This is a genomic window from Arthrobacter sp. cf158 (genome assembly GCF_900106835.1).
Classification (GTDB): domain Bacteria; phylum Actinomycetota; class Actinomycetes; order Actinomycetales; family Micrococcaceae; genus Arthrobacter.
The window spans coordinates 598395-623659 of record NZ_FNNR01000002.1 but is presented as its reverse complement, the minus strand read 5'-3'; the positions used below and the strand labels follow the sequence as shown (position 1 = coordinate 623659).

Genomic DNA, 25265 nt, shown 5'->3' with positions numbered 1-25265 from the left:
TAAGACAAGTAGTGCTGAGCGCGTTACCGGCGGCGGTCGGTGTCGACGACGTCGACCCTGACCTGCTCGCCACCAGCCAAAGCTGCAACCACAGTGCGCAATGCGCGTGCGGTGCGTCCTTGACGGCCGATCACCCGTCCGAGGTCCTCCTGGTGAACGCGCACCTCGAGGGATTCCCCGCGGCGGTTGTTCTTGGCACTGACCTTGACATCCTCAGGGCTGTCAACGATCCCACGGACCAAGTGCTCGAGCGCTTCTGCCAGCAACTTACTCAGCCTCGGTGGTCTCTGCTTCAGCCTCGGCCGGAGCCTCAGCAGCGTCGTCCTTCTTGGCCTTCTTGGTGATGGCTTCCGGAATGATGACGGAACCCTTCTCCGGAGCTACGAAAGCTTCCTTCGGAGCTTTGGTCTTCAGGGTGCCTTCCTGGCCCGGGAGGCCCTTGAACTTCTGCCAGTCACCGGTGATCTTGAGGATCGCAGCAACCTGCTCAGTCGGCTGGGCGCCGACGGAAAGCCAGTACTGGGCGCGCTCGGAAGCGACCTCGATGTACGACGGCTCTTCGGTGGGGTGGTACTTGCCGATTTCTTCAATGGCACGGCCATCGCGCTTGGCGCGGGCATCCATGACGACGATGCGGTAGTACGGTGCGCGCATCTTACCGAAGCGCTTAAGGCGAATCTTTACGGCCACTTTTGTGGTCACTCCTGTTTCTGAAACGGGGTTGAACCCGACGTTCTGCACCCGTGGGGCGGGCCATACTTGACGGTTCGAAGGACAAGATACGAGCACGGAGAGAGGGGCCGCACCGATCGAGTACCTGTCTATTGTGCCAGATGCCCGCCTCAATTACGACTTCCACCACGTGGGGCGGCGTGTTCTTGCTCACTCCAGCTCCGGACGCGACTCCCGCCTCCGGATATTCCGTCAGACGGACCAGACGTACAGCCCGGAGCGTTCAACCTTTTCCACATCCGTAGCCAGGGCAGCCAATTGCTGGACGTACTGCCGCGATTGGCCAGCGTCGAAGGGCATGTCATCCTGCGCGGCCCACGCCGCAGCGACGTCATCCAGCACGTTGGCGTCGCCTTCGCTCTCATAGGTGAGCAGCTCGGCGAGCGCCCGGACCATGGCTTCGGGGACACCCAAAAGCGCGTCGCTGGTGACATCAACCAAAGCGAGTTCGTAGTCGGCGCCTGCGGCATGGACGGCCTGGCCCGCGAGGTCGCCCAACTGCTCCACCTCAAAATCGGTGATCCCATCAATCCTGACGGCGGGTCCGCCGACGTCCGCACCCTTGTCCAAGGCTGCTGCCCGCTTGAGTGCTTCATCGTGGGTGGCTACAAAAATTTCGGCAAAGCCCATGGAAAGTACTCTCATTCCTTCGTGCTGACGGGGCGGCGGCACACGAACAAAGGTTCCGTGCCGTCACTGCCCAGCCTAGTGCAGTCAGGGACCGGCGCCATCGAGGACCGGACAGCCGGGTCAGCGAACGGCGACACGCAGCTTGTTCCGCCACGGATCATCAAACCGCAGCTCAGCGCCCGTGTGATGGTTTTGCACGCCCGCGATCTTGAGTCGATCGGCCAGCGCCGCCACGTCATCCATGCCGGGCACTTCGATCAGGACCTCCCCCAGGCCAAGGGTGTCCCGCCGCGGACCTGCACCGCGACTGTTCCAGACGTTCATGGCCATGTGGTGGTGATACCCACCGGCGGAGACGAACAGGGCCTGGCCGTGCCAACCGGCTGTACGTTCGAAGCCCAGGGTGTCCACATAGAACTTTTGCGCAGACTCGACGTCACCCACCTGCAGGTGCACATGCCCGACGCCGGCAGCAGCCTCGCGCTGACCGGTCACGGCAGCTTCACTCAAGTGCTGCTGCAGGAACCGCTGCGGCGGGAGCGCAACGTTGTCCATGACCACAGAGGTGCCATCCCACTGCCACAGCTCGCGGGGCTTGTCGTAGTAGAGCTCAATGCCGTTACCTTCAGGATCGGTGAAGTAGAAAGCTTCACTGACAAGGTGGTCTGCACTGCCGGCGAAGGCGCGGGGCTCATACTCGGCGGCCGTGGCAATAGTGGCGGCAAGCGAGGGTTGGTCCTGGAACAGGATGGCAGTGTGAAAGAGGCCCGCTTCGCCGCGACCTGGAATCTGCAGGCCGGCCGCAGGGGCAAGATGCACCACCGGCTTTCCGATGCGCCCCAGATACAGCCCACCGTCCTGCTCGGCCACTATGTCCAGGCCCAGGGCGCGCTGATAGTAATCGCCCATGACCTTCATGTCGCCAACCTTGAGCATCACGGTGCCCATGGTGAGTTCGGCAGGAAGAAGATCCTGGGTGGATGAAGTGGTCATGTGAAGCTCCTGGTTCTGAGGTGGCCGCGCATCGGCACCTTTCTACCTTAGTAAATTACTTGAAGCTTCAATTTATTCCTAACCCACCACATTGCCACGGAGGACGATGTGCTTGAGCTCGGTGACAGTCCTTAGGTCACGCCTCGGATCCTCACTGCACAGCACGACGTCGGCACTTGCCCCCTCGCTGATGCCCTCGGCTCCCAGCCATGCACGGGCACGCCAGGCTGCGGCGTCCAGGACAGCGGCCGGCGGCAGGCCGGCGTCGTGCAGTTCCATCATTTCGTCAGCGATCCTGCCGTGCTTGATCACGCTGCCCGCGTCCGTTCCAGCGAAAATCTCAACGCCGGACTCAAAAGCTTCGAGGACCCGCTCCCTGCGACGCTCCCAAAGACGCACCATGTGGTCCGCGTACACCGGAAACTTTGGGGCGGCCTGGCTGGCGATGTCCGGAAAGGTAGCGATGTTGACCAGCGTCGGAACGATGGGCACTGCCTGTTCCACGAGGCGGGGAAGGTGCCGTGGCAGAAGACCCGTGGCATGTTCGATGCAGTCGATGTTGGCATCGAGCATGTCATCGATGGTGTCCTCGGCGAAACAATGAGCCGTGACGCGGGCGCCCTCGTCGTGCGCGGCAGCGATGGCGTCCTTGACTGTCTTGGCCGGGAAAGAGGCCGCCAGATCCCCCACACCGCGGTCGATCCAATCCCCCACGAGCTTTACCCAGCCATCGCCGTCGCGGGCTTCCTTCCGCACAGTCTCCACCAGCTGGCCGGGTTCAATTTCATGCCCCAGTCCGCGAAGGTAGCGCCGGCTCCGGGCAATGTGCCGCCCTGCCCTGATCAGGCGCGGCAGGTCCCGCCGCTGCTGCACCCATCGTGTGTCGCTGGGTGATCCGGCATCGCGGATGAGCAGCGTTCCGGCGTCGCGGTCTGCTGTGGCCTGGGCGAAAGTGACCTGCTCGTCCACGGCCCCTCCCGCTCCGAGCCCTATGTGGCAGTGGGCGTCCACGAATCCGGGCAGGACCCAGCCATCCAACACCCTGTCCGGCGTTTCCGAGGGGCACTCGAAGGTCAGAACACCGTCCACAGACCACATTCCGTGGCGCTCTTCGACCGACGAGACAAGCACAGGTCCGCTGAATTCAATGATGGAGGCCATGGGAAAAGCCTAATCCGCAGCAGGGCCACGTGGACCGGATGCGTCCATGTGACTGTGCGCCAGTAGGCAGCTGTGGTAGCTTCATCTACGACCACACGGGGGCCCCTGCAGGGGCTGAGATCGGACTGATGCAGTCTGCGACCGTTGAACCTGTCCGGGTAATGCCGGCGAAGGAAGTGAGTAATCCTTGAGCACCACGGAAACACAGCACAGCCCTGCCCAAAACGGGAAGAACGCGGGCCAAAACGAGTTGAGCGCAGGCCAAAACCAGCCAGGCTCCGGCGAAACCGGCGTTGAGACGGTGACGCAATCGCTGAAGTCCCACTCGCTGGCGTGGGTGGAGGATCCCACCAATGGCATCCGCGTTCCCGTTACGGAGATTGCATTGGAGCCGTCGCCCAACGGCTTGGCCAATGAGCCGTTGCAGGTCTATCGGACGGCCGGACCCGGGAGCGATCCCGTGGTTGGCCTTGAGCCCTTCCGCTCGGCGTGGATCGAAGATCGCCGCGACACCGAGCCCTACTCCGGGCGCGCACGCAACTTGCTTGACGACGGCAAGTCTGCGGTTCGGCGCGGGGCAGCATCAGCGGAATGGAAAGGTGGGCAACCGGTGCCCCGCCGTGCCGTGGAGGGCAAGACCGTCACGCAGATGCACTACGCGAAACAGGGAATGGTAACCCGGGAAATGCAGTTCGTTGCTTTGCGGGAGAACTGCGATGTTGAGCTTGTCCGCAGCGAAGTCGCCGCCGGCAGGGCCATCATCCCCAACAACATCAACCACCCGGAATCCGAGCCAATGATCATTGGCAAGGCCTTCCTGGTGAAGATCAACGCCAACATCGGCAACTCCGCGGTGACGAGCTCCATCGCCGAGGAAGTGGACAAACTGCAGTGGGCCACCCAATGGGGTGCGGACACAGTCATGGATCTCTCCACTGGCGATGACATCCACACCACCCGCGAATGGATCATCCGCAACTCCCCGGTTCCCATCGGCACCGTTCCCATTTACCAGGCCTTGGAAAAGGTCAATGGTGAAGCGAACAAGCTCACGTGGGAAATCTTCCGCGATACCGTGATCGAGCAGTGCGAGCAAGGCGTGGACTACATGACCATCCATGCCGGCGTGCTCCTGCGCTATGTACCCCTCACGGCCAACAGGGTCACGGGCATTGTGTCCCGCGGCGGTTCCATCATGGCCGGTTGGTGCCTGGCACACCACCAGGAAAATTTCCTGTACACGCATTTTGACGAGCTCTGCGAAATCTTCGCCCAATACGACGTCGCGTTCTCCCTGGGCGATGGCCTGCGCCCCGGTGCGACGGCCGATGCCAACGACGCCGCCCAGTTCGCCGAGCTGGATACCCTCGCCGAGCTGACGCAGCGAGCCTGGGAGTTCGACGTTCAGGTAATGGTGGAAGGCCCCGGCCATGTGCCGTTCCACCTGGTCCGGGAAAACGTGGAACGCCAGCAGGAACTGTGCAAGGGAGCCCCCTTCTACACGCTTGGCCCGCTGGTTACCGATGTCGCCCCCGGCTATGACCACATCACTTCGGCCATAGGCGCCACCGAGATCGCCCGCTACGGCACCGCCATGCTTTGCTACGTCACTCCCAAAGAGCACCTTGGACTGCCGAACAAGGACGACGTGAAGACAGGTGTCATTACCTACAAGATCGCCGCCCACGCTGCTGACCTCGCCAAGGGTCACCCCGGGGCGAATGAAAGGGATGACGCCCTCTCCAAAGCCAGGTTCGAGTTCCGTTGGCGCGATCAGTTCGCGTTGTCCCTGGATCCTGTGACGGCCGAAGCGTTCCATGACGAAACGCTGCCGGCAGAACCGGCCAAGACGGCCCACTTCTGCTCGATGTGCGGCCCCAAATTCTGCTCTATGCGGATCAGCCAGGACATCCGCGACGAGTACGGTTCCGCCGAGGCACAAGCGGCAATCGCTGACATGTACAGCGGGATGCGGGAGAAGAGCGCGGAGTTCCTGGCTGCCGGCGGAAAGGTTTACCTTCCGGAACTCCAGGTCCCGGCCAGCCAGAGCACGGGCGGTTCAGGAAGCCTGAACTGACATGGCGCGTCCCACATCGGCAACAAACGTGCGGATGATGTGATCGCCGTCGACTGAATCCTGGGGCCGGTGTCCTCCCGCTGCAACACGGCGGAGGGCACCGGTTTCCTGGAGGTAGCCGGCGATTTCCTCATAAAGAGGTTCCCAGCCTCCGGTCAGCACCAGCGTGGGAACACCGGGAACAATGTGCAGCGGAGCCTCCCAGGGCGGCGCTTGGAGCCTCAGCCTGCGGGCGGAACGGCGCGCTTCCGGAGTATCCAGTCCCCCGGTCTCCGCAGAGAAGGCCCGCCGGAAGTACTCACGCTGGTAATCGGCGTCGTTAAGCTGCGCGCGGACGTCAAACAGTGGTTCCATGAGTGCCCGGTGGGAACCGGTTGCCGGAAGCTCGGCCGTCAGCGACAAACACGCGGGTTCCACCAACGTGAGCGAATACACCAGATCGGGGCGTTCGATCGCTGCCAGCATGGCGGAAATTGCACCTTGCTCGTGAGCCACGATGTGACCGCCGCCAGAGTCAACCAGGGCATTGACAACAATGGCGACGTCGGCCGCCACATTGGATTCCTGGGGATCGGCCACAGCATCGAAGCCGAACCGCCGGAGGAACAAGGCATCATAAGCGAGGGCCATGCCATGTTGTTTCGGCCATGCCGCAGCACCAAAACTGCCCAGGCCGTGAACGAAGACTACGCGCTGCTTGTGCATTGGTTCAGCCTATTCCACGGCTCTGACATCCCAAGGGACCGGCAGACCCGGCCCCTTGGGAAGCGATGTCTACTTTCCGAGGAACTTGTCGAAGCCCTTGGGAAGGTTGAGGGAAGACGGGTCGAAATCCGCGGCGCCCTGCCCGAAAGCCGCGCCCGTGGGTGCAGCTGAGGCTGCATTGGCCCGCTTGGCCTCGGCGTCGCGCAACTCCTGCGCAGCCTTGGCCGGGTTGCCGGAACGGGCCTTCTTCTTGGGAGCGTTCTTGCCGTTCTTGCGTCCGCCACCGGGACCGCCCAGCCCGGGCATTCCCGGCATACCTGGCATGCCACCGCCCTGGGCCAGCTTCTTCATCATCTTCTGCGCCTGGGCGAAACGCTCCAACAGGCCATTGACCTCGGAAACGTGGACACCTGAGCCCTTGGCGATACGCGCGCGGCGTGAGCCGTTGATGATTTTCGGCGCAACACGCTCATGGGGAGTCATGGAGCGGACGATGGCCTCGACGCGGTCGATCTCTTTTTCGTCGAAGTTCTCAAGCTGCTGACGGATGTTCTGCGCACCCGGCATCATCATGAGCATCTTCTTCATGGAGCCCATGTTGCGGATCTGCTGCATCTGGGCGAGGAAGTCGTCCAGGGTGAAGTCTTCCTGGTCGGCGAACTTCTTCGCCATCCTGGCGGCTTCGTCCTTGTCCCATGCCTTCTCTGCCTGTTCGATCAGGGTGAGGACGTCACCCATGTCCAGGATGCGGGAAGCCATGCGGTCAGGGTGGAAGAGTTCAAAGTCGTCCAGGCCTTCGCCGGTGGACGCAAACATGACCGGCTTACCGGTAACGGACGCCACTGACAAAGCGGCGCCGCCCCGGGCGTCGCCGTCGAGCTTGGACAGCACGATGCCCGTGAAGTTGACGCCTTCATCGAAGGCCATCGCCGTGTTGACGGCATCCTGGCCAATCATGGAGTCGATCACGAAGAGGACTTCGTTGGGAATGATCGCCTGACGGATACGGCGTGCCTGGTCCATCATTTCGGCGTCGACGCCAAGGCGGCCGGCGGTGTCAACGATGACGACGTCGTGCAGCTTCTGGCGGGCTTCCTCAACGCCGGCCTTGGCGACTGCCACCGGATCACCGGCGGGGTGCTCAAGTTCGGAGGTCGCGCCGGGGTGCGGAGCGAAGACCGGGACGCCTGCGCGTTGGCCAACAACCTGGAGCTGCGTGACAGCGTTGGGGCGCTGGAGGTCGCAGGCTACCAGCATGGGGCTGTGTCCCTGGGCCTTGAGCCACTTGGACAGCTTGCCGGCAAGGGTGGTCTTACCGGCACCTTGGAGGCCAGCGAGCATGATGATGGTGGGCCCGGTCTTGGCCAGGCGAATGCGGCGGGTCTCACCACCGAGGATCTCCTTGAGTTCCTCGTTGACGATCTTTACGATCTGCTGGCTCGGGTTCAACGCTCCCGAGACTTCAGCGCCCAGGGCGCGTTCGCGGATGCGGCCGGTGAACTCGCGGACCACAGACACGGCAACATCGGCGTCCAAAAGGGCACGGCGAATCTCCCGGACGGTGGCATCGACATCAGCCTCGGTGAGGCGGCCCTTGCCACGGAGGTTCTTGAAGGTTGCTGTCAACCGGTCAGAGAGTGAATTGAACACGCGCCGTGCACTTCTTTCGATGGTCTACGAATGGCGGCCAAAGCGGCCCACCAGAGTCTTGACGATTGCCCCCAGCAAACATGTCTCAAACCCAACAAATCTGAATCGACTAGGGGACTCGACTATCTAGGGTACCAAGTCGCACCTGCAAGATGGCATGCTGGCACAGTGACCAGCAAAACAACTGTAAAAACGTTGCTCATCCTCGGCGCGTCCGGGGACCTCACGGGCAGGCTCCTGCTCCCGGGGCTGGCCGGCCTCCTTGCTTCCGGACGGGCTCCAGGGCTCCAACTGGTGGGCGCCGGATCTGACCCTTGGTCTCCCGACCAATGGAGGCAACGGGTGGACGGCGCCTTTGAGGCTGCATCGAAAACAGCTGACGCCAGCGGGCGCGCCGCGCTGGCCCGCGTTGCCGACGCTACCGAATACCACCAGGTGGATGTGACAGCGGACGGACCGCTGGCCGCGCTTTTGGCCCAACTGGAGGGACCTGTTGCCATCTACTTCGCCCTCCCACCGCAGGTCAGCCAAAAGGCATGTGAGGTCCTCCATCAGGACCAACTGCCTGCAGGGACACGCCTGGTCATGGAGAAACCTTTCGGTTCGGGCGCGGAATCGGCACATGAGCTGAACAAGACACTGGCCACCTTGGTATCCGAGGACCATATCCACCGAGTGGACCACTTCCTGGGCAAAGCGACCGTGCTGAACATCCTGGGCCTCCGCTTTGCCAACAGGTTCCTGGAGCCGGTGTGGAACCGCGAACACATCGAGAAGATTGAAGTGGTCTTTGACGAGGACCTGGCCCTTGAGGGGCGGGCACGTTACTACGACAATGCCGGGGCCCTTAGGGACATGATCCAGAGCCATCTGCTCCACATCATGGCTTTCCTGGCCATCGACGCCCCGGCCACCATCGAGGAACGAGACTTGCGTGACGCTGTGGCCACAGTCCTGCGCGCCAGCAGCATCAAGGCGCCCTACAGCCACTCCACCCGACGCGCCCGGTACACGGCAGGCACCCTCGGGGAGCGGACAGTGCCGGACTACGCAGCCGAGGAAGGCGTGGATCCGGCCCGAAATACCGAAACCCTGGCCGAGGTCCACGTGGACATCGACAACTGGCGGTGGAAGGGAGTCCCCTTCATCCTCCGCTCCGGCAAGGCCCTGGGACACCGGCGCAAGGAAGCCGTAATCACCTTCCGCCCCGTCCCCCACCTGCCCAAGGGATTCTCCGGCGTGGATTCTCCCAACCAGCTGCGGATCGGCTTCGGTCCGGACGTCCTGCAGTTGGACGTGGATGTGAACGGCCCGGGCGACGTCTTCACCTTGGACCGGGCAAGCCTGGTGGCTGAGCTCAATGCCCCGGGCATGCTGCCCTACGGAGAAGTGCTGGAAGGCATCCTGACAGGCGACCCCCTTCTCTCAGTCCGGGGTGACACCGCGGAGGACTGCTGGCGGATCATCGAGCCGGTCCTGCGCGCCTGGGAGGGCGGTACCGTTCCGCTGGATGAGTACGACGCCGGCAGCCGCGGACCGGCGAACTGGCCCAGCGACGTCGTGCAGTAGAGAAAAAGACACCGGGAACGCGCAAGCGGGCCGGGTACCTTGATGGGTACCCGGCCCGCTTGTTGTGCGTTACGAACTTAGATTGCGGCTGCGCCGCGCTCACCGGTCCGGACCCGGACTGCTTCGTAGACATCCACGGTCCACACCTTGCCGTCACCGGCGCGTCCGGTGTTGGAACTGGCGATCAGAACATCCAGGATGTCATCTGCCTGCTCATCCGTGGCGAGAACCTCGATGCGGATCTTGGGAAGCAGGTCCACGTTGTACTCGGCTCCCCGGTACACCTCGGTGTAGCCGCGCTGGCGGCCGTACCCGCTGGCCGCGCTGACCGTCAGGCCCTGGACCCCGTATGCTTCGAGGCCTTCCCGGACTGCTTCAAGCTTTTCGGGTCGGACGATCGCTGTGATGAGCTTCATGCCTGGACACTCTCCTTGCCTTCTGCGGGAGCCTTCTCTTCGGACTTGCCGGTCATTGCTTCGTGCAGCGGCTGGAAGCTGCCACCGTGGCCGTTGACACCGAACTCATAGGCCGTCTCAGCGTGCAGGCTGAGGTCCACGCCAACGTTCTCCTGTTCGGTGGAGACCCGGAAGCCCATGGTCTTGTGGATGGCGAAGGCAATGATGGCCGTCATGATGGCCGAGAAAGCGATGGCGATACCGGCTGCTGCGAGCTGCGCCCACATTTGTGTCATACCGCCGCCGTAGAAGAGACCGCCGCCAACACCGTCCGTGGGAAGGGCAATGAAGCCCAGAGCAACGGTGCCAATGATGCCGGAGACGAGGTGGACGCCTACAACGTCCAGGGAGTCATCGAAGCCCCAGCGGAACTTGAGACCTACAGCAAGAGCGGACGCGACACCGGCAACTACACCGAGTCCGAGGGCACCAACCGGGCTGACGTTTGCACAGGCGGGGGTGATGGCAACCAGACCGGCAACTACACCGGAGGCTGCGCCCAGCGACGTCGGGTGTCCGTCGCGGATACGTTCAGTGATGAGCCAGCCGATCATGGCGGCTGCCGGAGCTGCAAGGGTATTGACCCAGATCAGGCCGCCCTGCTCTGCAGTGGTGGCTGCACCGCCGTTGAAGCCGAACCAGCCGAACCAGAGAATTGCTGCTCCGAGCATGACGAACGGGATGTTGTGCGGGCGGTGGTTCGGGTCCTTGCCGAAGCCGCGGCGGTTACCAATGATGAGGACCAGGACCAGCGCGGCTACACCGGCATTGATGTGAACTACGGTGCCGCCGGCGAAGTCGATCGCCGGACCGAGAGCCTTGCCGATGGCGCCTTCCGGACCGAACAGGCCGCCGCCCCACACCATGTAGGCCAGCGGGCAGTAAACCAAGGTGACCCAGACCGGGACGAAGATGGTCCAGGCGCCAAACTTTGCACGGTCGGCGATGGCGCCGCTGATCAGTGCCACCGTAATGATGGCGAACGTGGCTGCGTAGCCTACCTTGATCAAGCCATCAGGAGTGCTGATGCCTTCCAGGCCGAAGGTGGCGAACGGGTTGCCCACGATCTCCATAAAGCCTTCGCCGGAGCTCATTGAGGCGCCCCACAGTACCCAAACAACGCCGACAATACCGATGGAGATGAAGCTCATCATCATCATGTTCAGGGCTGCTTTGGCGCGTGTCATGCCGCCGTAGAAAAATGCCAGACCAGGTGTCATGAACAGCACAAGCGCCGCCGCCACCATGACCCATACGTGACCTGCGGTAAGTTCCATGGTGCACGTTCCTCTCTTGCTAGATCTGCGGTTCAACCGCTGTCCTGACGCCCTTTGCGTCCTGCTTAAGAGTTTTGTGCCGCCGTGTTTCACCTGCGCGGGTTTTACATTGCGGGCTGGTTACAACAACCTCCCCAACGTAAATGGTGCATATCCCCAGTGTTACGGATATGTTTCAGACGTCAGACTTCACCGGAATTACCCGGATATCGCCACAAGAACCCATGTGAAGGACCAGCACCAGATGACGCAGTCTCCCAGATCCGTTGACGCACCAAGGATCCAGTCGGAGAAGGCACCTCTCCCCCGCGACATCAAGGTCATGCTGGCCGCGGCATTCCTTATCGCCTTGGGATTCGGACTGGTGGCACCTGTCCTTCCGCAATTCGCCACAACATTCGACGTCGGGGCAACGGCCGCCGCCATCATCGTCAGCATCTTTGCGTTCATGCGCCTGGTCTTCGCCCCGGCGGGCGGTGCCCTGATCGGACGATTCGGCGAACGGAATGTGTACGTCTCCGGTCTTCTGATCGTGGCAGTCTCCACAGCGGCGTGCGCCTTTGCACAGGATTACTGGCAGTTGCTGATCTTCCGCGGCCTCGGCGGTGCCGGCTCGGTGATGTTTACCGTCGCGGCCATGGGCCTGCTCATCCGGCTCGCCCCACCCGAACGCCGTGGCCGGGTCTCCGGCGCCTATGCATCTGCGTTCCTGATCGGGAGTGTGCTGGGCCCGGTGGTGGGCGGCTTGTTGGCGGGCTTCGGCCTCCGGGTCCCCTTCCTCGCGTACGCCGCGGCTCTGTTGGCGGCGGCTTTGGTGGTCCGCACCATGCTGGGCGGCGAAGGCAACACCGCGGCAGACGCTGCTCCTGCCCCGGCGATGACGCTGAAGGAAGCGCTCGGTGATTCGGCCTACCGCGCAGCGGTTTTCTCGAGCTTCGGCAACGGCTGGGTGACATTCGGCGTCCGCATGGCCACCATCCCGTTGTTCGCCGTTGCCGTCCTGCAGTCACAACCGGCAACGGCGGCGTGGGCGCTTGCCATCTTCGCTGTGGGCAACGCCCTGGCCCTCACCTTCAGCGGGCGTTTGGCCGATGCCTGGGGACGGAAGCCCCTGCTGATCCCGGGACTCGTCATCACCGGGCTTGCTACCGGCGTCATTGGCCTGACAACGGACCTCACAGGTTTCCTGATTGCGTCCGCGGTAGCGGGATTCGGCTCCGGCTTGCTGGGCCCGGCGCAGCAGGCCGCCGTCGCCGACGTGATTGGCCGGGGACACTCCGGGGGCAAGGTTCTGGCAGTCTTCCAAATGGCCGCCGATACGGGCGCCATCATCGGTCCTGTTGTGGCGGGTCTCCTCGCTGACCGTCTGGGCTATGGGTGGGCGTTCGGCATGACCGGCGGTGTACTGCTGCTCACAGCTGCAGGCTGGCTGTTTGCGCGCGAGCCCCTTAAACCCAAAAACTGACTGGCAGGTGGGGTTGTCCTGAAGCGCAGAACAACCACACCTGCCAGTCAGTTTGTAGCTGGAGCGCTAGTTGAGGAGCGCGTCCACAAAGCTTTCGGCGTCGAACGGTGCAAGATCGTCCGGGCCTTCGCCCAAGCCAATGAGTTTCACCGGGACACCCAGTGATTTCTGGATAGCCACAACAATGCCGCCCTTGGCGGTTCCGTCCAGCTTGGTCAGCACAATGCCCGTGATATTGACTACCTCGGCGAAAACGCGTGCCTGGTTCAGGCCGTTTTGGCCTGTTGTGGCGTCCAGGACCAACAGGACTTCATCAACCTCTGCCAGCTTCTCGATGACCCGCTTGACCTTGCCGAGCTCGTCCATCAAGCCCGTCTTGTTCTGGAGGCGGCCCGCGGTGTCCACCATGACTACGTCGACTTCCTGGTCGATACCGGCCTTCACGGCCTCGTAGGCTACAGAGGCGGGGTCGGCACCGTCGATGTCGGACTTAACGGTGGGGACGCCCACCCGCTGGCCCCACGTCGCCAATTGCTCGGCCGCTGCCGCGCGGAACGTATCAGCAGCGCCCAACAGGACATCCTTGTCTTCCGCCACCAGGACACGTGCCAGCTTGCCGACGGTGGTGGTCTTGCCCACGCCGTTCACACCCACAACAAGCACGACGGCGGGCCGGTCCGCCTTTCGCTCCACATTCAGGGACCGGTCCATGGTGGGATCAACGAGCTTGATGAGTTCTTCACGAAGCATGGCCTTGACGTCTTCGGGGCTGCGGGTGCCCAGCACCTTGACGCGCTCCCGCAGGGCATCAACCAGCTGCATGGTGGGTTCTGTACCGAGATCGGCCAGCAAGAGGGTCTCTTCCACCTCATCCCACACGTTTTCGTCGATCTTGTCGCCGGACAACAAGGCAAGGAGGCCCTTGCCGAGGATGTTGTTGGATTTGATCAGGCGCGCGCGGAGGCGCGTCAGGCGACCCTCCACCGGAGCCGGAGTATCAATCGCGATGGTTTCGAGCCCGGCGGCGTCGTCCGGCACATCCGTGCCTTCGACGGTTCCGTCAAAAGTTGGGGCCGGCGCCTTCACCGCGTCCGGGCGGTCCTCCACAAGGGTTCCGCCGCCTGCTGCCGATGACTGGAGGGGGTCGTTCGCATCCCGCGTTCCTGGGTACTTGGCGCCGGACTTCCGGGCCTTCAGGAGTACCGGCACGAGTCCGCCGACCACCACGAGCGCAGCGAGAATGGACAGAATTATGGGTAGGAAATCGTTCACTCCCCTACCTTCTCATAAAGCTAAGCCCCGGCACCGAGCCTCTGGCTGATGACGGTGGAGACGCCATCGCCCCTCATGGTCACGCCATAAAGCGCGTCGGCGACTTCCATGGTGCGCTTTTGGTGGGTGATCACGATCAGCTGGCTGGACTCCCGCAATTCTTCGAAAATAGTGATGAGCCGGCCGAGGTTGGTGTCATCCAACGCTGCCTCCACTTCGTCCATGACATAAAACGGCGACGGCCGTGCCTTGAAGATCGCCACCAGGAGTGCCACTGCGGTCAGGGAGCGCTCACCGCCGGAGAGGAGCGAAAGCCTCTTGATCTTCTTGCCTGCCGGCCTGGCCTCCACTTCGATTCCAGTGGTCAGCATGTCCTCCGGGTCAGTAAGCACCAGCCTGCCCTCGCCACCAGGAAAAAGCCTGGCGAAGACGTGGTCGAACTGGGCCGAGGTATCGGCAAAGGCCTCGGTGAAGACCTGCTGAACGCGGTTGTCCACCTCTTTGATGATGTCCAGGAGATCCTTCCGGCTGGACTTCAGGTCTTCCAGCTGGGAACTGAGGAATTGATGCCGTTCCTCCAGGGCGGCAAACTCTTCGAGCGCCAGCGGGTTGACCTTGCCCAGCGCCGCGAGGTCCCGTTCAGCTTTCTTGAGCCGTTTTTCCTGCTCAGCGCGGACGAACGGAACCCCTTCAACCACAGGGTCTCCATTCTCATCCACTGGTGCGCGGAGCTCAGCCCACTTGTCGGTGGTGGTTCCGGCAGGAAGCGGCACGGGTTGGTCCGGACCGTAATCGGCCACAAGCTGCTCAGCAGAGAGGCCCAGTTCTTCGATGGACCGTGCCTCCAGGGCTTCAATGCGCAACCGCTGCTGGGTTCGCGCCATCTCATCGCGATGCACGGAATCGGTCAGGTCTGCGAGTTCCCGGGCGAGGGCATCGTTCCCGGAACGGACCTCTGCCAGTTCTTTCTCCAGTTGCTCCCGGGTTTGTTCCGCGAGGTCGCGCTCCCAGCCGGCCAGTTCCACGGAGATATCGAGGAACTTCAGTGTCTGTTCTGCGGCCGAGGCTACGGCCGCGGCGCGCTGTGCCTGGGCACGTCGTCGCTGCGCCCTGCGTGCCGCCTCTTCACGGGCGCGTCGTTCCGTAGCTGCTGCCCGTTCCAGCGATGCCGCTCGATTACTGATGGCACCCAACTGCTCTTCCGCTGTACGAAGTGCCAGACGGGCTTCTGTTTCAAGCGCCCGGGCGGCCCTTGCCTGAACTGCGAGTTCATCCCTCTGATCCGTTGATGGTTCCTCGTCCGGGGCCTCCTGTGCAGCAGCCAGACGCTCCGCGGCGACTTCAAGGTCAAGTTGGGCCTCGGCGATATTCGCTTCAGCCTTCGCCATGGAGGCGGCAAGCCTTTCGCTTTCTCCCACTGCACTGCGCAGCAGGGAGTTGAGATGGCCCAGACGTTCCGCCACAGCGGCAAGCCTGGCGTCGGATTCGTGCAACCGCTCCAGCGCGGCATCGGCCCGGTCCTGTGCTTCGTCGCGGCGGGCTTGAGCTCCTGCCAAGGCGAACCGCCCACGTTCCAGGCGGGCTGTGACCTCCTGAAGCCTGGCAACGGCGTCGTCCACTGCTGCCTGGACTTCAAGCAGCGATGGAGCGGTGGCCGAGCCGCCCATGATGGTCACATGGGTAACGACGTCACCCTCCCGGGTGACAGCCCTGACCTCCGGATGATCCCCGACGAGCTCTGCGGCTGCCTCAAGATCATCGACGACGACGGTGCGGGCAAGCAGCGCCAAGGCACCTTGGGCGGCTGGATCAGCGATCTTCACGACGTCGACTGCCCAACGTCCGCCGGGGGGCAGCCCTGATACAGCGTGCCGTTCGTCATTCACACCTGAACCGCCCCCCAGAAGCAAAGCTGCCCTGCCGGCGTCGTCATCCTTCAACGACTGGATGGCTGCGACGGCGGCCTTCGGGCCGGCGACCACCAAAGCATCCGAGGCGCTTCCCAGGGCGGAAGCTATGGCCGCCTCGTAGCCAGGCTCGATTGCTATCAACGCGGCCAAGGGCCCCAGGATGCCGTCGGCTGTAAGGATGCTGCCAGAGCCGTCCTTCCGGTTGAGTCCCAGTTGCAGCGCGTCACGGCGCGCCGTGAGGGCGTCCCTTTCGCGGACAGCTTCGGCCTCGGAAGTTTTCAGTTCCTCGATTTCGGCGAGGACAGCATCCAGGACATCGTTGGCATTTTCATACTCTGCATCGAGGCTCTCTTCGCCATCTTCTACGCCGGCCACCTGGGATTCGAGGGCTGTGAACTCGCTCTGGGCCTTGCGGCGCCGTTCGTCGCCCGATGCCAGTGATTCGCGGAGGCGGCCGCGTTCGGCTTCGGCGGCCTCGGCACGGGATCGAGCGGCCGCAACCTGACCGGCCAGCCTGGCCAGGCCTTCACGCCGATCGGCGGCTGCCCTCAACATGGCGGTCAGCCGCTTGTCCTCGGCAGCTGCGAGCGCCTCTGCCCCGTCCTTTGCGACCGTTGCTTCAAGGAGTGCAGCCTGTTTTGCAAGGATGTCGTGTTCCAAAGCCGACTGCTCTTCCCGAACCCGGACGGCCTGGCGCTCAAGCTGTTCGGGATCACGGCCGGTGTCTGGGGTGGCCTCCGAGGACCCGAGGAGCCTGCGGCGTTCAGAGGCCAGCGAGCCCAGTGATCTCAGGCGCTCCCGGGCTGCTGAGAGCTGGTACCAATGGTCGCGTGCTGCGTTGAGGCGCGGGGTGGCTTGGGCGGCCTGCTGCTCCAAGGCTGCCTGGCGACGCCGTCCCACTCCCAGCCCGGTTTCGACCACCACACGGCGTTCCTTGAGCGCAGCTTCGTCGGCAACGTCCTGTTCGAGGCTGGTTGTGAGCTGCACGAGGTCGTCAGCAAGGAGGCGGGCCCGGGCATCGCGTACATCGAATTGAACCGTCTGGGCGCGCCGCGCTATTTCTGCCTGCTTGCCCAGTGGAGTGAGTTGGCGCCGGATCTCAGCTGTGAGGTCTCCGAGCCGTGCAAGGTTGGCCTGCATTGCTTCCAGCTTGCGGACGGTCTTTTCCTTGCGGCGGCGATGCTTGAGAATTCCCGCAGCTTCCTCAATGAATCCCCGGCGGTCCTCGGGGGTGGCGTGCAGGACGCGGTCAAGTTGGCCCTGCCCCACGATGACGTGCATTTCCCGGCCAAGGCCGGAGTCTGACAAGAGTTCCTGGATATCGAGGAGACGGCACGGTGCGCCATTGATGGCGTATTCGGATCCCCCGGTACGGAAGAGTGTCCGGGAGATGGTGACTTCGCTGTATTCGATGGGGAGCGCATTGTCGGCATTGTCTATGGTCAGGGACACGTGGGCGCGGCCCAACGGCGCCCTGCCGGAGGTGCCGGCGAAGATGACATCTTCCATTTTTCCGCCGCGCAGGGTCTTGGCGCCCTGCTCCCCCATGACCCAGGCCAGCGCATCCACCACGTTGGATTTGCCCGATCCGTTGGGTCCCACGACGGCAGTGACGCCGGGCTCGAAGTCGAACGTCGTGGCCGACGCGAACGACTTGAATCCTCGGACAGTCAGACTTTTAAGGTGCAAGGCGCTTCGGTTCTCCTGGGTGGCCCGGGTGGTTGTATCCCCTAAATCTACTGCCGTTTGATGGAAATCTACGGATCTGATGCCGGAACGCCTTGCGGGCGGCAGGCTGCACCCCTACACTCCTGCCAAGGGCTACTTGGCCTTATCGTTCCGGTGATCCGGCAATGGCGTGAACTTCTGTTCCGCCCCTTCCGGATCCGGTCCCGATCTTCGGAACGACGACCCCAAGTGCAGAAACCCTGAGTTACACAACTGAAGATCTTGGTTTGACCCTGGCTGGGGAGCGACAAGCAGGGACCGTGCACGGAAATCGGCGGGCCCGTCTAAGCAATTGGCGTACCACTCCAGGAGTTCTGATGCCCGGTCCTTCAGCTACCCGACCCCAGCGAAGCCTCAAGGGACTCCTTGTGCCTTTGGTGATTTCCATGGTGGCGGCTTTGCTTCCCCTCACCGCAGGCCCTGCAGTGGCTGCCGGTCCTTGCGATCCGGTGGTGAACCTGGTGGCGTGCGAGAACTCCAAAACCGGAAGTCCGCCCTCCGAGTGGGACATCAACGGTGCCGGCGACGACAGTATTCAGGGCTTCTCCACTGAGATCAGCGTCAACGCCGGGCAGCCCATCCGATTCAAGGTGGACACAAATGCGCTCACGTACACCATTGGCATCTACCGGACAGGCTGGTACGGCGGCAACGGGGCCCGGAAGATCGCCGATGTGACGCCGTCGGTCCTCCGCCAGAACCAGCCCGCTTGCCGGACTGACGTGAGCACCGAACTCTATGACTGCGGTACGTGGGCGGTGTCTGCAACGTGGCAGGTACCGGCTACGGCTGTGTCCGGCGTTTACATTGCACTGCTCACGCGCCCTGACACGGGAGCGAAGAGCCACATCACGTTCGTCGTGCGCAACGACGGCAACCGTTCCGCCGTCGTCTTCCAGACCGCTGACCAGACCTGGCAGGCCTACAACACTTACGGCGGCTCGGACTTCTACCAGGGTGCCGCTAACGGCCGGTCCTACAAAGTCAGCTACAACCGTCCCATGGCAACCAGGGACGGCCCCGGTGGCCGCGACTTCTACTTCTCCAATGAGTACCCCATGGTTCGCTTCCTGGAACAAAACGGTTATGACGTCAGCTATATCAGCGGCCTTGATACCGATCGCAGCGGCGCGGAATTGCTGAACCACAAGGTGTTCCTGTCCGTCGGGCACGACGAGTATTGGTCCGGCCCCCAACGGGCCAACGTCACTGCTGCCCGGGACGCCGGGGTGAACCTGCAATTCCTGTCGGGCAACGAGATGTACTGGCGTACCCGCTTTGAACCCTCAACGGTGGACGGCGCCGCCAACCGGACGCTCACTTGCTACAAGGAAACCTGGGGCAACGCCAAGATTGATCCCAGCGCCCAGTGGACAGGCACTTGGCGCGACCCGCGCTTTGCCTCCCAGTCCAATGGCGGCGGGCTGCCGGAGAATGGCCTGACCGGCACCATGTACATGTCCAACCACTCGGACCTGCCCATCACTGTCAAAGCGGACGAAGGGAAGACCAGGCTCTGGCGAAACACCACCCTTGCATCGTTGCCTGCAGGGTCTTCTGCAGCTCTTGCGGCACACACCGTGGGCTACGAATCCAATGAAGACCTGGACAATGGCTTCCGGCCGGCGGGGCTCATCCGGCTCTCCACCACTGTTGGCAGCGTGCCCGAGTACCTTCAGGACTTCGGCAATACCGTGGCACCAGGAAGCACTACCCACAACGTGACCCTCTACAAGGCAGCCAGTGGCGCTTTGGTCTTTTCCGCCGGAAGCGTCCAGTGGACGTGGGGCCTGGACCAGGAGCACGACGGCGATGGCGCACCGGCCGATGTCCGGATGCGGCAGGCCCAGGTCAACCTGCTGGCCGATATGGGCGCGCAACCGGCAACCAGGGCAGCCGGACTGGTTGCTGCCGTAGCGAGCACCGACACCACCAAACCAACAGTGGCCATCTCTGCTCCCGCCACAGGAGCCACCGTGGCACATGGCAGCAGCGTTACCGTGACCGGAACTGCCGCCGATGTTGGCGGTGTGGTGGCCGGCGTCGAAGTCTCCACTGATGGGGGTGCCACCTGGCACCCTGCACAGGGAAAGCAGACCTGGACCTACACCTATATCCAGAAGGGCCTCACGACGGCTACCGTTCAGGCGCGGGCCATTGACGACAGCGCCAACATCGGAACGGCCGTGACTCGGAGCATCACGCTTAGCGGCCCGTACAGCGTCTTCGGCCAGACCGTCCCAGTGGTCAAGGACTCCGGCGATGGCGGCGCTTACGAGATGGGCCTGCGTTTCACCCCGTCAGTGGACGGCTTCATCACAGGTGTCCGCTTCTACAAGAGCACAGCCAATACCGGCACCCACACCGGATCCCTGTGGAGCTCCACCGGCGAGCGCCTGGCGACAGCGACGTTCACCAACGAGACCGCTTCCGGCTGGCAAACGGCCCTGTTCAGCCAGGCAGTGCCTGTAGCGGCCGGACAAAAGTACACAGCCTCCTATTGGGCACCCAATGGCCACTACGCCACCAAGGACTATCAATGGGCGAGCTTTGGTTCTACTGATGCTCCGCTGAAGGTGGCCGGTGGCTTCGGCGCTGAACCGGCCGGCGTGTACAGCACCTCCCAAGGCTTCCCGACCACCAGCTACAACGGCGGAAACTACTTTGCCGATGCCCTGTTCAGCACCGTTGACAGCTCGCCCATGACGGTCTCGGGCCACACGCCCGTCCCGTCTTCGTCCAGCGTGTCAGTCAATACGAAGGTCAGCGCTGTATTCTCCAAGCCTGTTACGGCAGCCAGCGTCCAACTCACGTTGCAGTCCCCATCGGGTCCAGTGGCGGGCACTACAGCGTATGACGCCGCCACGCGGCGGGCGACCTTCACGCCGTCGAGCGCCTTGGCATTCAGTACCCAATTCACGGCGACGTTGGCCGGCACCGACTCTGTCGGTGGTCCCGTGACAGCAGGCGGGACCTGGTCCTTCACCACCGCCGCCACCCTGCCTGTGCCGGGTTCCTGCCCCTGCAGCCTTTTTGACGACTCGGTGACCCCGGGAATCGCGGAGCTCCGTGAGGGCGTGCCCGTGACCCTGGGTGTGAGATTCTCCAGCGTGTCCGCGGGCGAGGTGCTGGGTGTTCGCTTCTACAAGTCCGCTGGAAACACGGGCACCCACAACGGCGCCCTGTACTCGGCCACCGGCCAGCAGCTGGCCACGGTGGCGTTCACCAACGAGAGTGCGTCCGGGTGGCAGACTGCCATGTTCAGCCAACCAGTCCAGATGGCTGCCAATACCGAATACATCGTGTCCTACAAGTCCCTGACCGGAACGTATTCGGCAACTGCCAACGGTTTCGGTTCCGGCATGAGCGTAGGACCGCTCCGGGCAGCGTCTGACGCTGGCGCCTACACGTACAGCGGCGACTTTGCGTCCTCGCGGTCCACAGCCAGCTATCTGGTGGACGTGGTGGTCACTGTACCGAACACCCCGTTCACGGTGGGTTCGCATTCGCCGTTGCCGAATGCGTCCAGCGTTCCCCTCAACACTGCTGTCACTGCCGTGCTGTCGGAGGCCGCCGTGGCGTCGAGCGTCACTATGGCATTGAAGGTCACCAGCGGAGCTGCCGTAGCCGGGACATCCAGCTACGACGCTACGAGCCGTAAGGTCACCTTCACGCCCACTGCGGCACTCACTGCAGGGACGTCCTACACGGCAACGGTGACGGCGACATCAGTGTCCGGGCAGCCGATGACGGCTGGTGGCACCTGGAGCTTCACCACAGTTCCGGCTCCCAGGACGCCTGGCGTGTGCCCCTGCACGCTCTACCAGGACACGGTGACGCCCTCGACGCCTGACGCCAACGACGGCATGCCGTTGTCACTTGGGGTCCGGTTTGCCAGTGATACGCCTGGCCAGGTAACCGGTGTGCGCTTCTACAAGGCGGCCGGCAACACAGGAACACACACTGGATCGCTCTACACGGCCACCGGTCAACTCCTGGCCACAGTCACCTTCACCAATGAATCCAGTTCTGGTTGGCAGACCGCTTCCTTCAGCCAGCCAGTGAATATCGAGGCCGACACGGAGTACGTAGCAGCCTACAAGGCTCCGACGGGTAAGTACTCCTACACTGCCGGAGGGTTTGGTGCCGGCTTCACCAGTGGGCCACTGCGCACCGACGCGGATTCGGGGGCCTTCGCCTATAACAGCGATTTCCCCAATGCCACGTCCACTGCCAGTTACCTGGTGGACCTGGTCTTCGCTACCTCAACACCGCCACTGACGGTGTCCGAGCAAGTTCCCGCCCCAGGTGCCACCGGGATTCCGACGGATGTGAAGCCATCCATAACGTTCTCCTCCGCCATCAATACGGGCTCGTCGTTTACTCTGACTGCGAACGGCGCCTCTGTGGCCGGCACAGCATCCCTCTCTGCGGACAGCAAGTCCGTCACGTTCACCCCTGCCGCACCGCTTCCCAACAGCACGGTGATTTCCGCCAGTGTGGCCAACGTTGTCTCCCAACAGGGGCAAGCGTTCCCCACTACCAACTGGCAATTCACCACCGCTGCACCGGCCGTCCAGGTATCCACCATCTTCGGCGCTCTGACACCCCAGACGCTATCGGCACCCGATATCTTGTCCGTTGAACTGGGGACTGCCTTCACCGTTTCGCAGGCCGGGAACGTCACGGGCATCCGTTTCTACAAAGGGACCGGCAATACCGGAACCCACGTGGGATCGCTCTGGAACTCGGCAGGCACACGGCTGGCCCAGGTGACCTTTACCAATGAAACAGCCACTGGCTGGCAGACCGCTACGTTGGCAACCCCCGTAGCGTTGGTGACGGGCCAAACCTACGTCGTCTCGTACAGAGCACCCAATGGCCGCTACTCCTACACCTCTGGATTCTTCAACCAGACATACACCAGCGGAGTATTCATAGCCAGCGGCCCAAATAACGGACGCTACCGGTATGGCACTGGCGGGGTCATGCCGACCAGCTCCTGGAATGCCACGAACTACTTTGTGGATGTGGTGTACTCCACCACAGCGCCGGCACAACAGCTGGCTGCACCGGCTCCGTCACCTACAGCAACGGCAACGGCAACCCCGACGCCTACACCGTCACCAACGGCGACGGCAACGGCAACTCCGAGTCCGTCGCCCAGCCCCACACAATCCGGCGGGCTGCTCTGCGGGTTGCTCGGGCTCTGCTGACCCGAAGGTAAAGGCTGGCTCCGCTGGCGCACTGCCCCCGAACTCCGGGCCGGGCGCCAGCGGAGTTGTCTTGCTGCGGGCCGGCTCTCCTTCTGGTCCGGCTCCGGTCAGCGCACTACGCTGGGCGACCACGCATGGGCGATGAACAGGCCGGGCTGCGACGCTGCTTCGGTCCCCAGTTTCCAGATGTTGCTGTCCCCTTCAACAGCCTCATCCGCCAAACCGTAAAGCAGGTTGTGGTCGTCCAACCATTCAATCTGGTCATCCACGCTTCGCTTTTCCGACAAGACCGTTTCCTGTCCCGTAGCGAGGTCAAGCACAGCGACTTTCCAGTGCGCAGCCAACGCCCCGCCGTCGTTCTTCTTGAAGGCAATCCGGGTTCCGTCCGGCGATATCGACGGGCACTCCACATTGTCGTGCATGGCCGTGAGGGTCCTCGCCGAAAGACTCCCACGGACCAGCCAGATCCGGCCCGATGACGCAGCGGTGGCGTAGAAGACATCACTCTGGCCCGGAGCGAACGTGACACCCCAAATGTTCCTGTCCGTAGTGACCAGGCGCTCCCCATTCACCATGAGGGCGAAGTCCTCAAGGTTTCCGGAGGTCCCACCCGGCAGGGTGATCTCCGTCGCCGTGGAAAAGCCCGCTGTTGCGTACGAGTGCCCGCTGACAAACACCGTGGTGGCAATCATGGACCCGTCCGGACTGATCCGGGTCCGGCTGGGAATGCCCGGGACAGGCCAGGTGCGCTGTTGTTGCCAATCGCTGTTCAGCACAGCCGCTTCGAAAGCTGTGACCAGGCCCCGGTTTGTCTTGAGGCACACCACTGTTTCATGGGTTCCATAGACGCGGTCACACTCTTGGTCGCTGACGGCCCTGGTGCCGCTCGGAGCACTCAGCGGCACGGTTGCCGCGTTGCCATAGCCCTGGCCCGATGCTGTATTCCGGAACAGGACGAATGGCACGCCCGGAAGCGGTTGGCCCGCCGTAACACCCACTGACGAGGCTGCGGTACGGCTCTCCTCAAAGCGCTGGTAGGCTCCCACGGCATAAATGCCGGCCGCCACCAGAACAATGGCTGTCACGGCCAGGAGAATTCCCCACTTGGTTTTGCCGGCAGCCAGGGTTCCGCTCATGCCCCTCCGCCCAGGTCGCTGCGGGGACCGGACTTTGTACCACGCAGGATGAGCGCCACAGCAACCAAGGCACAGGCCAGCAAGGCACCGGCCACGATCATTGCCGTGGCTGCACCCACGGCATACCAGAGAACGCCGAAACCCGCGGAGGCGGTCATGCGGCTCAACGCCACCACGGTCTGCGCCGAGGCGATACCCGTGGCAAGCTTGCCAGGTGGTGTCAGCTGGCTGGCCAGGGCGGCCAGCACGCCGTCGGTTGCTGCGTAGAACGCCCCCAGCAGAACCAGGCAGCCCACGGTTCCCCACAGTCCACCAAAGGGGGCCGAGGCCAGCAAATACGTGATCAGTAACGCGAGGTGCCCGCCAATGAACACCGGAACCTTACCCACACGGTCCGCGAGCCGTCCCAGCGGAATGGCCAGCGCCAGGAACACTACGTTGGTACCCACAAACAACAGCGGGAACCACTGGACGGCAAACGAATCCCTGGCTTGCAACACCAAGTAGATGAACCCATCGCCAATGGTCACCAGTCCCAGGAGCCCGGCAGCAATCAGCAGCTTGCCCAGCCCAGGTTCCTTGAGATGGCTCCAGGAAAAAGCGAAAAGCCTGCGCCCCTCCCGTCCCCCGGCAGTTTTCAGTCCCCGGGCCTGGATGTCAGGCACAACCAAAGCCAAAACGGCGACGCCGATCACGGCGAACGCCAATGACACCACAAAAACAGTGCTGAAGCCTTGTGGAATCATTAACAACACAAAAAAGGCAATCAACGGGCCGGCCGCAGCCCCGATGTTGTCCAGCATTCGGTGCACGCCGAAGGACCGGGCTAAATGTTCAGGCTGCGCGGACACTGATATGAGAGCGTCCCGGGGAGCCGTGCGAATCCCCTTGCCAATCCGGTCCCCCGTCACGATGGCGGCGATCGCCCAGAATCCCCCTGCGAAGAGGAACCCGATCCTGGCGAGCATGGATAGTCCATAGCCGGCCAAGGCGATCCGTTTGGGGTGGCCGCTGCGATCCGCAGCCCAGCCGGCAGCGATCCGGACGATGGCGCTGGCACCTTGATTAATACCGTCAATGAATCCAAAGGCGATGGTGGACAGCCCCAGGAACCCGGTCACGTACAGGGGAAGGATTGCCGTAACGGACTCGGAGGACACATCAGTCACCATGCTCACGATGCCCAGCCACAGGATGACAGGGGACAAACGGAACGGCACCTCGCTTGCCAGTGCCGTTCCGTTGCCCTGTGGTTTGTCGCGTTTACCGCCGCTGCGGTCCGAAAGCGA

The 25265-nt window shown here is 63.0% G+C and carries 17 protein-coding genes and 1 riboswitch; of the genes, 4 read left to right on the top strand and 13 right to left on the bottom strand.

What is annotated here, in order from left to right:
* Nucleotides 1-23 precede the first annotated feature (23 nt).
* The 5 genes from BLW08_RS05900 to BLW08_RS05880 all read right to left on the bottom strand — a co-directional run bounded on the left by BLW08_RS05900 (nucleotide 24) and on the right by BLW08_RS05880 (nucleotide 3516).
* The gene (locus tag BLW08_RS05900) at nucleotides 24-266 is read right to left on the bottom strand and encodes an RNA-binding protein (RefSeq protein ID WP_011775119.1); all 243 of its coding nucleotides are present in this window, start codon (nucleotides 264-266) and stop codon (nucleotides 24-26) included.
* Nucleotide 267: 1 nt separating this feature from the next.
* On the bottom strand, nucleotides 268-690 hold the full coding sequence (gene rpsP, locus BLW08_RS05895) for a 30S ribosomal protein S16 (RefSeq protein ID WP_018776208.1): 423 nt from the start codon (nucleotides 688-690) through the stop codon (nucleotides 268-270).
* Between the two features lie 234 nt (nucleotides 691-924).
* Nucleotides 925-1362, bottom strand: coding sequence for a hypothetical protein (locus BLW08_RS05890; protein WP_254779707.1), 438 nt, complete (start codon nucleotides 1360-1362; stop codon nucleotides 925-927).
* Between the two features lie 120 nt (nucleotides 1363-1482).
* Entirely contained in the window at nucleotides 1483-2355 is an 873-nt protein-coding gene (locus BLW08_RS05885; RefSeq protein ID WP_091323850.1) for a VOC family protein, read from the bottom strand.
* 78 nt (nucleotides 2356-2433) lie between these two features.
* Nucleotides 2434-3516: an amidohydrolase family protein gene (locus BLW08_RS05880; protein WP_091323848.1), complete on the bottom strand. Its 1083-nt coding sequence runs from the start codon at nucleotides 3514-3516 to the stop codon at nucleotides 2434-2436.
* Between the two features lie 85 nt (nucleotides 3517-3601).
* Nucleotides 3602-3709, top strand: a riboswitch (TPP riboswitch).
* A 57-nt stretch (nucleotides 3710-3766) separates the two neighbouring features.
* Between BLW08_RS05880 and thiC the strand changes: the two genes are divergently transcribed.
* Entirely contained in the window at nucleotides 3767-5593 is a 1827-nt protein-coding gene (thiC, locus tag BLW08_RS05875; protein WP_302846899.1) for a phosphomethylpyrimidine synthase ThiC, read from the top strand.
* Here the strand turns inward: thiC and BLW08_RS05870 are convergent.
* Entirely contained in the window at nucleotides 5576-6298 is a 723-nt protein-coding gene (locus BLW08_RS05870; RefSeq protein WP_091323845.1) for an alpha/beta fold hydrolase, read from the bottom strand. The genes thiC and BLW08_RS05870 overlap by 18 nt on opposite strands.
* Before the next feature lie 69 nt (nucleotides 6299-6367).
* Nucleotides 6368-7948, bottom strand: coding sequence for a signal recognition particle protein (gene ffh, locus BLW08_RS05865; protein ID WP_018776214.1), 1581 nt, complete (start codon nucleotides 7946-7948; stop codon nucleotides 6368-6370).
* A gap of 168 nt (nucleotides 7949-8116) precedes the next feature.
* Here ffh and BLW08_RS05860 point away from each other — a divergent pair, with 168 nt between their 5' ends.
* Nucleotides 8117-9517 (top strand): glucose-6-phosphate dehydrogenase, encoded by a 1401-nt coding sequence (locus BLW08_RS05860; protein WP_175538587.1) that lies wholly within the window; start codon nucleotides 8117-8119, stop codon nucleotides 9515-9517.
* Nucleotides 9518-9594: 77 nt separating this feature from the next.
* Here the strand turns inward: BLW08_RS05860 and BLW08_RS05855 are convergent, their stop codons facing one another.
* On the bottom strand, nucleotides 9595-9933 hold the full coding sequence (locus tag BLW08_RS05855) for a P-II family nitrogen regulator (protein WP_017199639.1): 339 nt from the start codon (nucleotides 9931-9933) through the stop codon (nucleotides 9595-9597).
* Nucleotides 9930-11249 (bottom strand): ammonium transporter, encoded by a 1320-nt coding sequence (locus BLW08_RS05850; RefSeq protein ID WP_090818923.1) that lies wholly within the window; start codon nucleotides 11247-11249, stop codon nucleotides 9930-9932. Before BLW08_RS05850 ends, BLW08_RS05855 begins: the two co-directional genes overlap by 4 nt.
* Nucleotides 11250-11493: 244 nt before the next feature.
* On the opposite strand from BLW08_RS05850, the gene BLW08_RS05845 reads away from it, so the two are divergent.
* Nucleotides 11494-12714, top strand: a complete 1221-nt coding sequence (locus tag BLW08_RS05845) for an MFS transporter (protein ID WP_091323906.1) — start codon at nucleotides 11494-11496, stop codon at nucleotides 12712-12714.
* 66 nt (nucleotides 12715-12780) lie between these two features.
* Here the strand turns inward: BLW08_RS05845 and ftsY are convergent, their stop codons facing one another.
* Nucleotides 12781-13986: a signal recognition particle-docking protein FtsY gene (ftsY, locus tag BLW08_RS05840; RefSeq protein WP_090818919.1), complete on the bottom strand. Its 1206-nt coding sequence runs from the start codon at nucleotides 13984-13986 to the stop codon at nucleotides 12781-12783.
* A gap of 20 nt (nucleotides 13987-14006) precedes the next feature.
* Entirely contained in the window at nucleotides 14007-17585 is a 3579-nt protein-coding gene (gene smc, locus BLW08_RS05835) for a chromosome segregation protein SMC (protein ID WP_175538586.1), read from the bottom strand.
* 356 nt (nucleotides 17586-17941) lie between these two features.
* Between smc and BLW08_RS05830 the strand changes: the two genes are divergently transcribed.
* A complete protein-coding gene (locus BLW08_RS05830; RefSeq protein WP_091323842.1) occupies nucleotides 17942-22840 on the top strand; it encodes a DUF4082 domain-containing protein in 4899 nt (1632 codons plus the stop codon).
* Nucleotides 22841-22947: 107 nt separating this feature from the next.
* Here BLW08_RS05830 and BLW08_RS05825 read toward each other — a convergent pair whose 3' ends face one another.
* Together BLW08_RS05825 and BLW08_RS05820 are read right to left on the bottom strand one after the other, a co-directional pair.
* Nucleotides 22948-23976, bottom strand: a complete 1029-nt coding sequence (locus BLW08_RS05825) for a TolB family protein (protein WP_091323841.1) — start codon at nucleotides 23974-23976, stop codon at nucleotides 22948-22950.
* Nucleotides 23973-25196: an MFS transporter gene (locus BLW08_RS05820; RefSeq protein WP_091323902.1), complete on the bottom strand. Its 1224-nt coding sequence runs from the start codon at nucleotides 25194-25196 to the stop codon at nucleotides 23973-23975. The genes BLW08_RS05825 and BLW08_RS05820 overlap by 4 nt, the downstream gene beginning before the upstream one ends.
* Between the last annotated feature and the right edge of the window lie 69 nt (nucleotides 25197-25265).

Bases quoted from the DNA above. Each gene is read 5' to 3' on its own strand.
- BLW08_RS05845 (WP_091323906.1), top strand. From the start codon at position 11,494: ATGACGCAGTCTCCCAGATCCGTTGACGCACCAAGGATCCAGTCGGAG.
- BLW08_RS05825 (WP_091323841.1), bottom strand. From the start codon at position 23,976: ATGAGCGGAACCCTGGCTGCCGGCAAAACCAAGTGGGGAATTCTCCTG.
- BLW08_RS05880 (WP_091323848.1), bottom strand. From the start codon at position 3,516: ATGGCCTCCATCATTGAATTCAGCGGACCTGTGCTTGTCTCGTCGGTC.
- BLW08_RS05890 (WP_254779707.1), bottom strand. From the start codon at position 1,362: ATGGGCTTTGCCGAAATTTTTGTAGCCACCCACGATGAAGCACTCAAG.
- BLW08_RS05885 (WP_091323850.1), bottom strand. From the start codon at position 2,355: ATGACCACTTCATCCACCCAGGATCTTCTTCCTGCCGAACTCACCATG.
- BLW08_RS05850 (WP_090818923.1), bottom strand. From the start codon at position 11,249: ATGGAACTTACCGCAGGTCACGTATGGGTCATGGTGGCGGCGGCGCTT.
- BLW08_RS05870 (WP_091323845.1), bottom strand. From the start codon at position 6,298: ATGCACAAGCAGCGCGTAGTCTTCGTTCACGGCCTGGGCAGTTTTGGT.
- BLW08_RS05830 (WP_091323842.1), top strand. From the start codon at position 17,942: ATGCCCGGTCCTTCAGCTACCCGACCCCAGCGAAGCCTCAAGGGACTC.
- BLW08_RS05855 (WP_017199639.1), bottom strand. From the start codon at position 9,933: ATGAAGCTCATCACAGCGATCGTCCGACCCGAAAAGCTTGAAGCAGTC.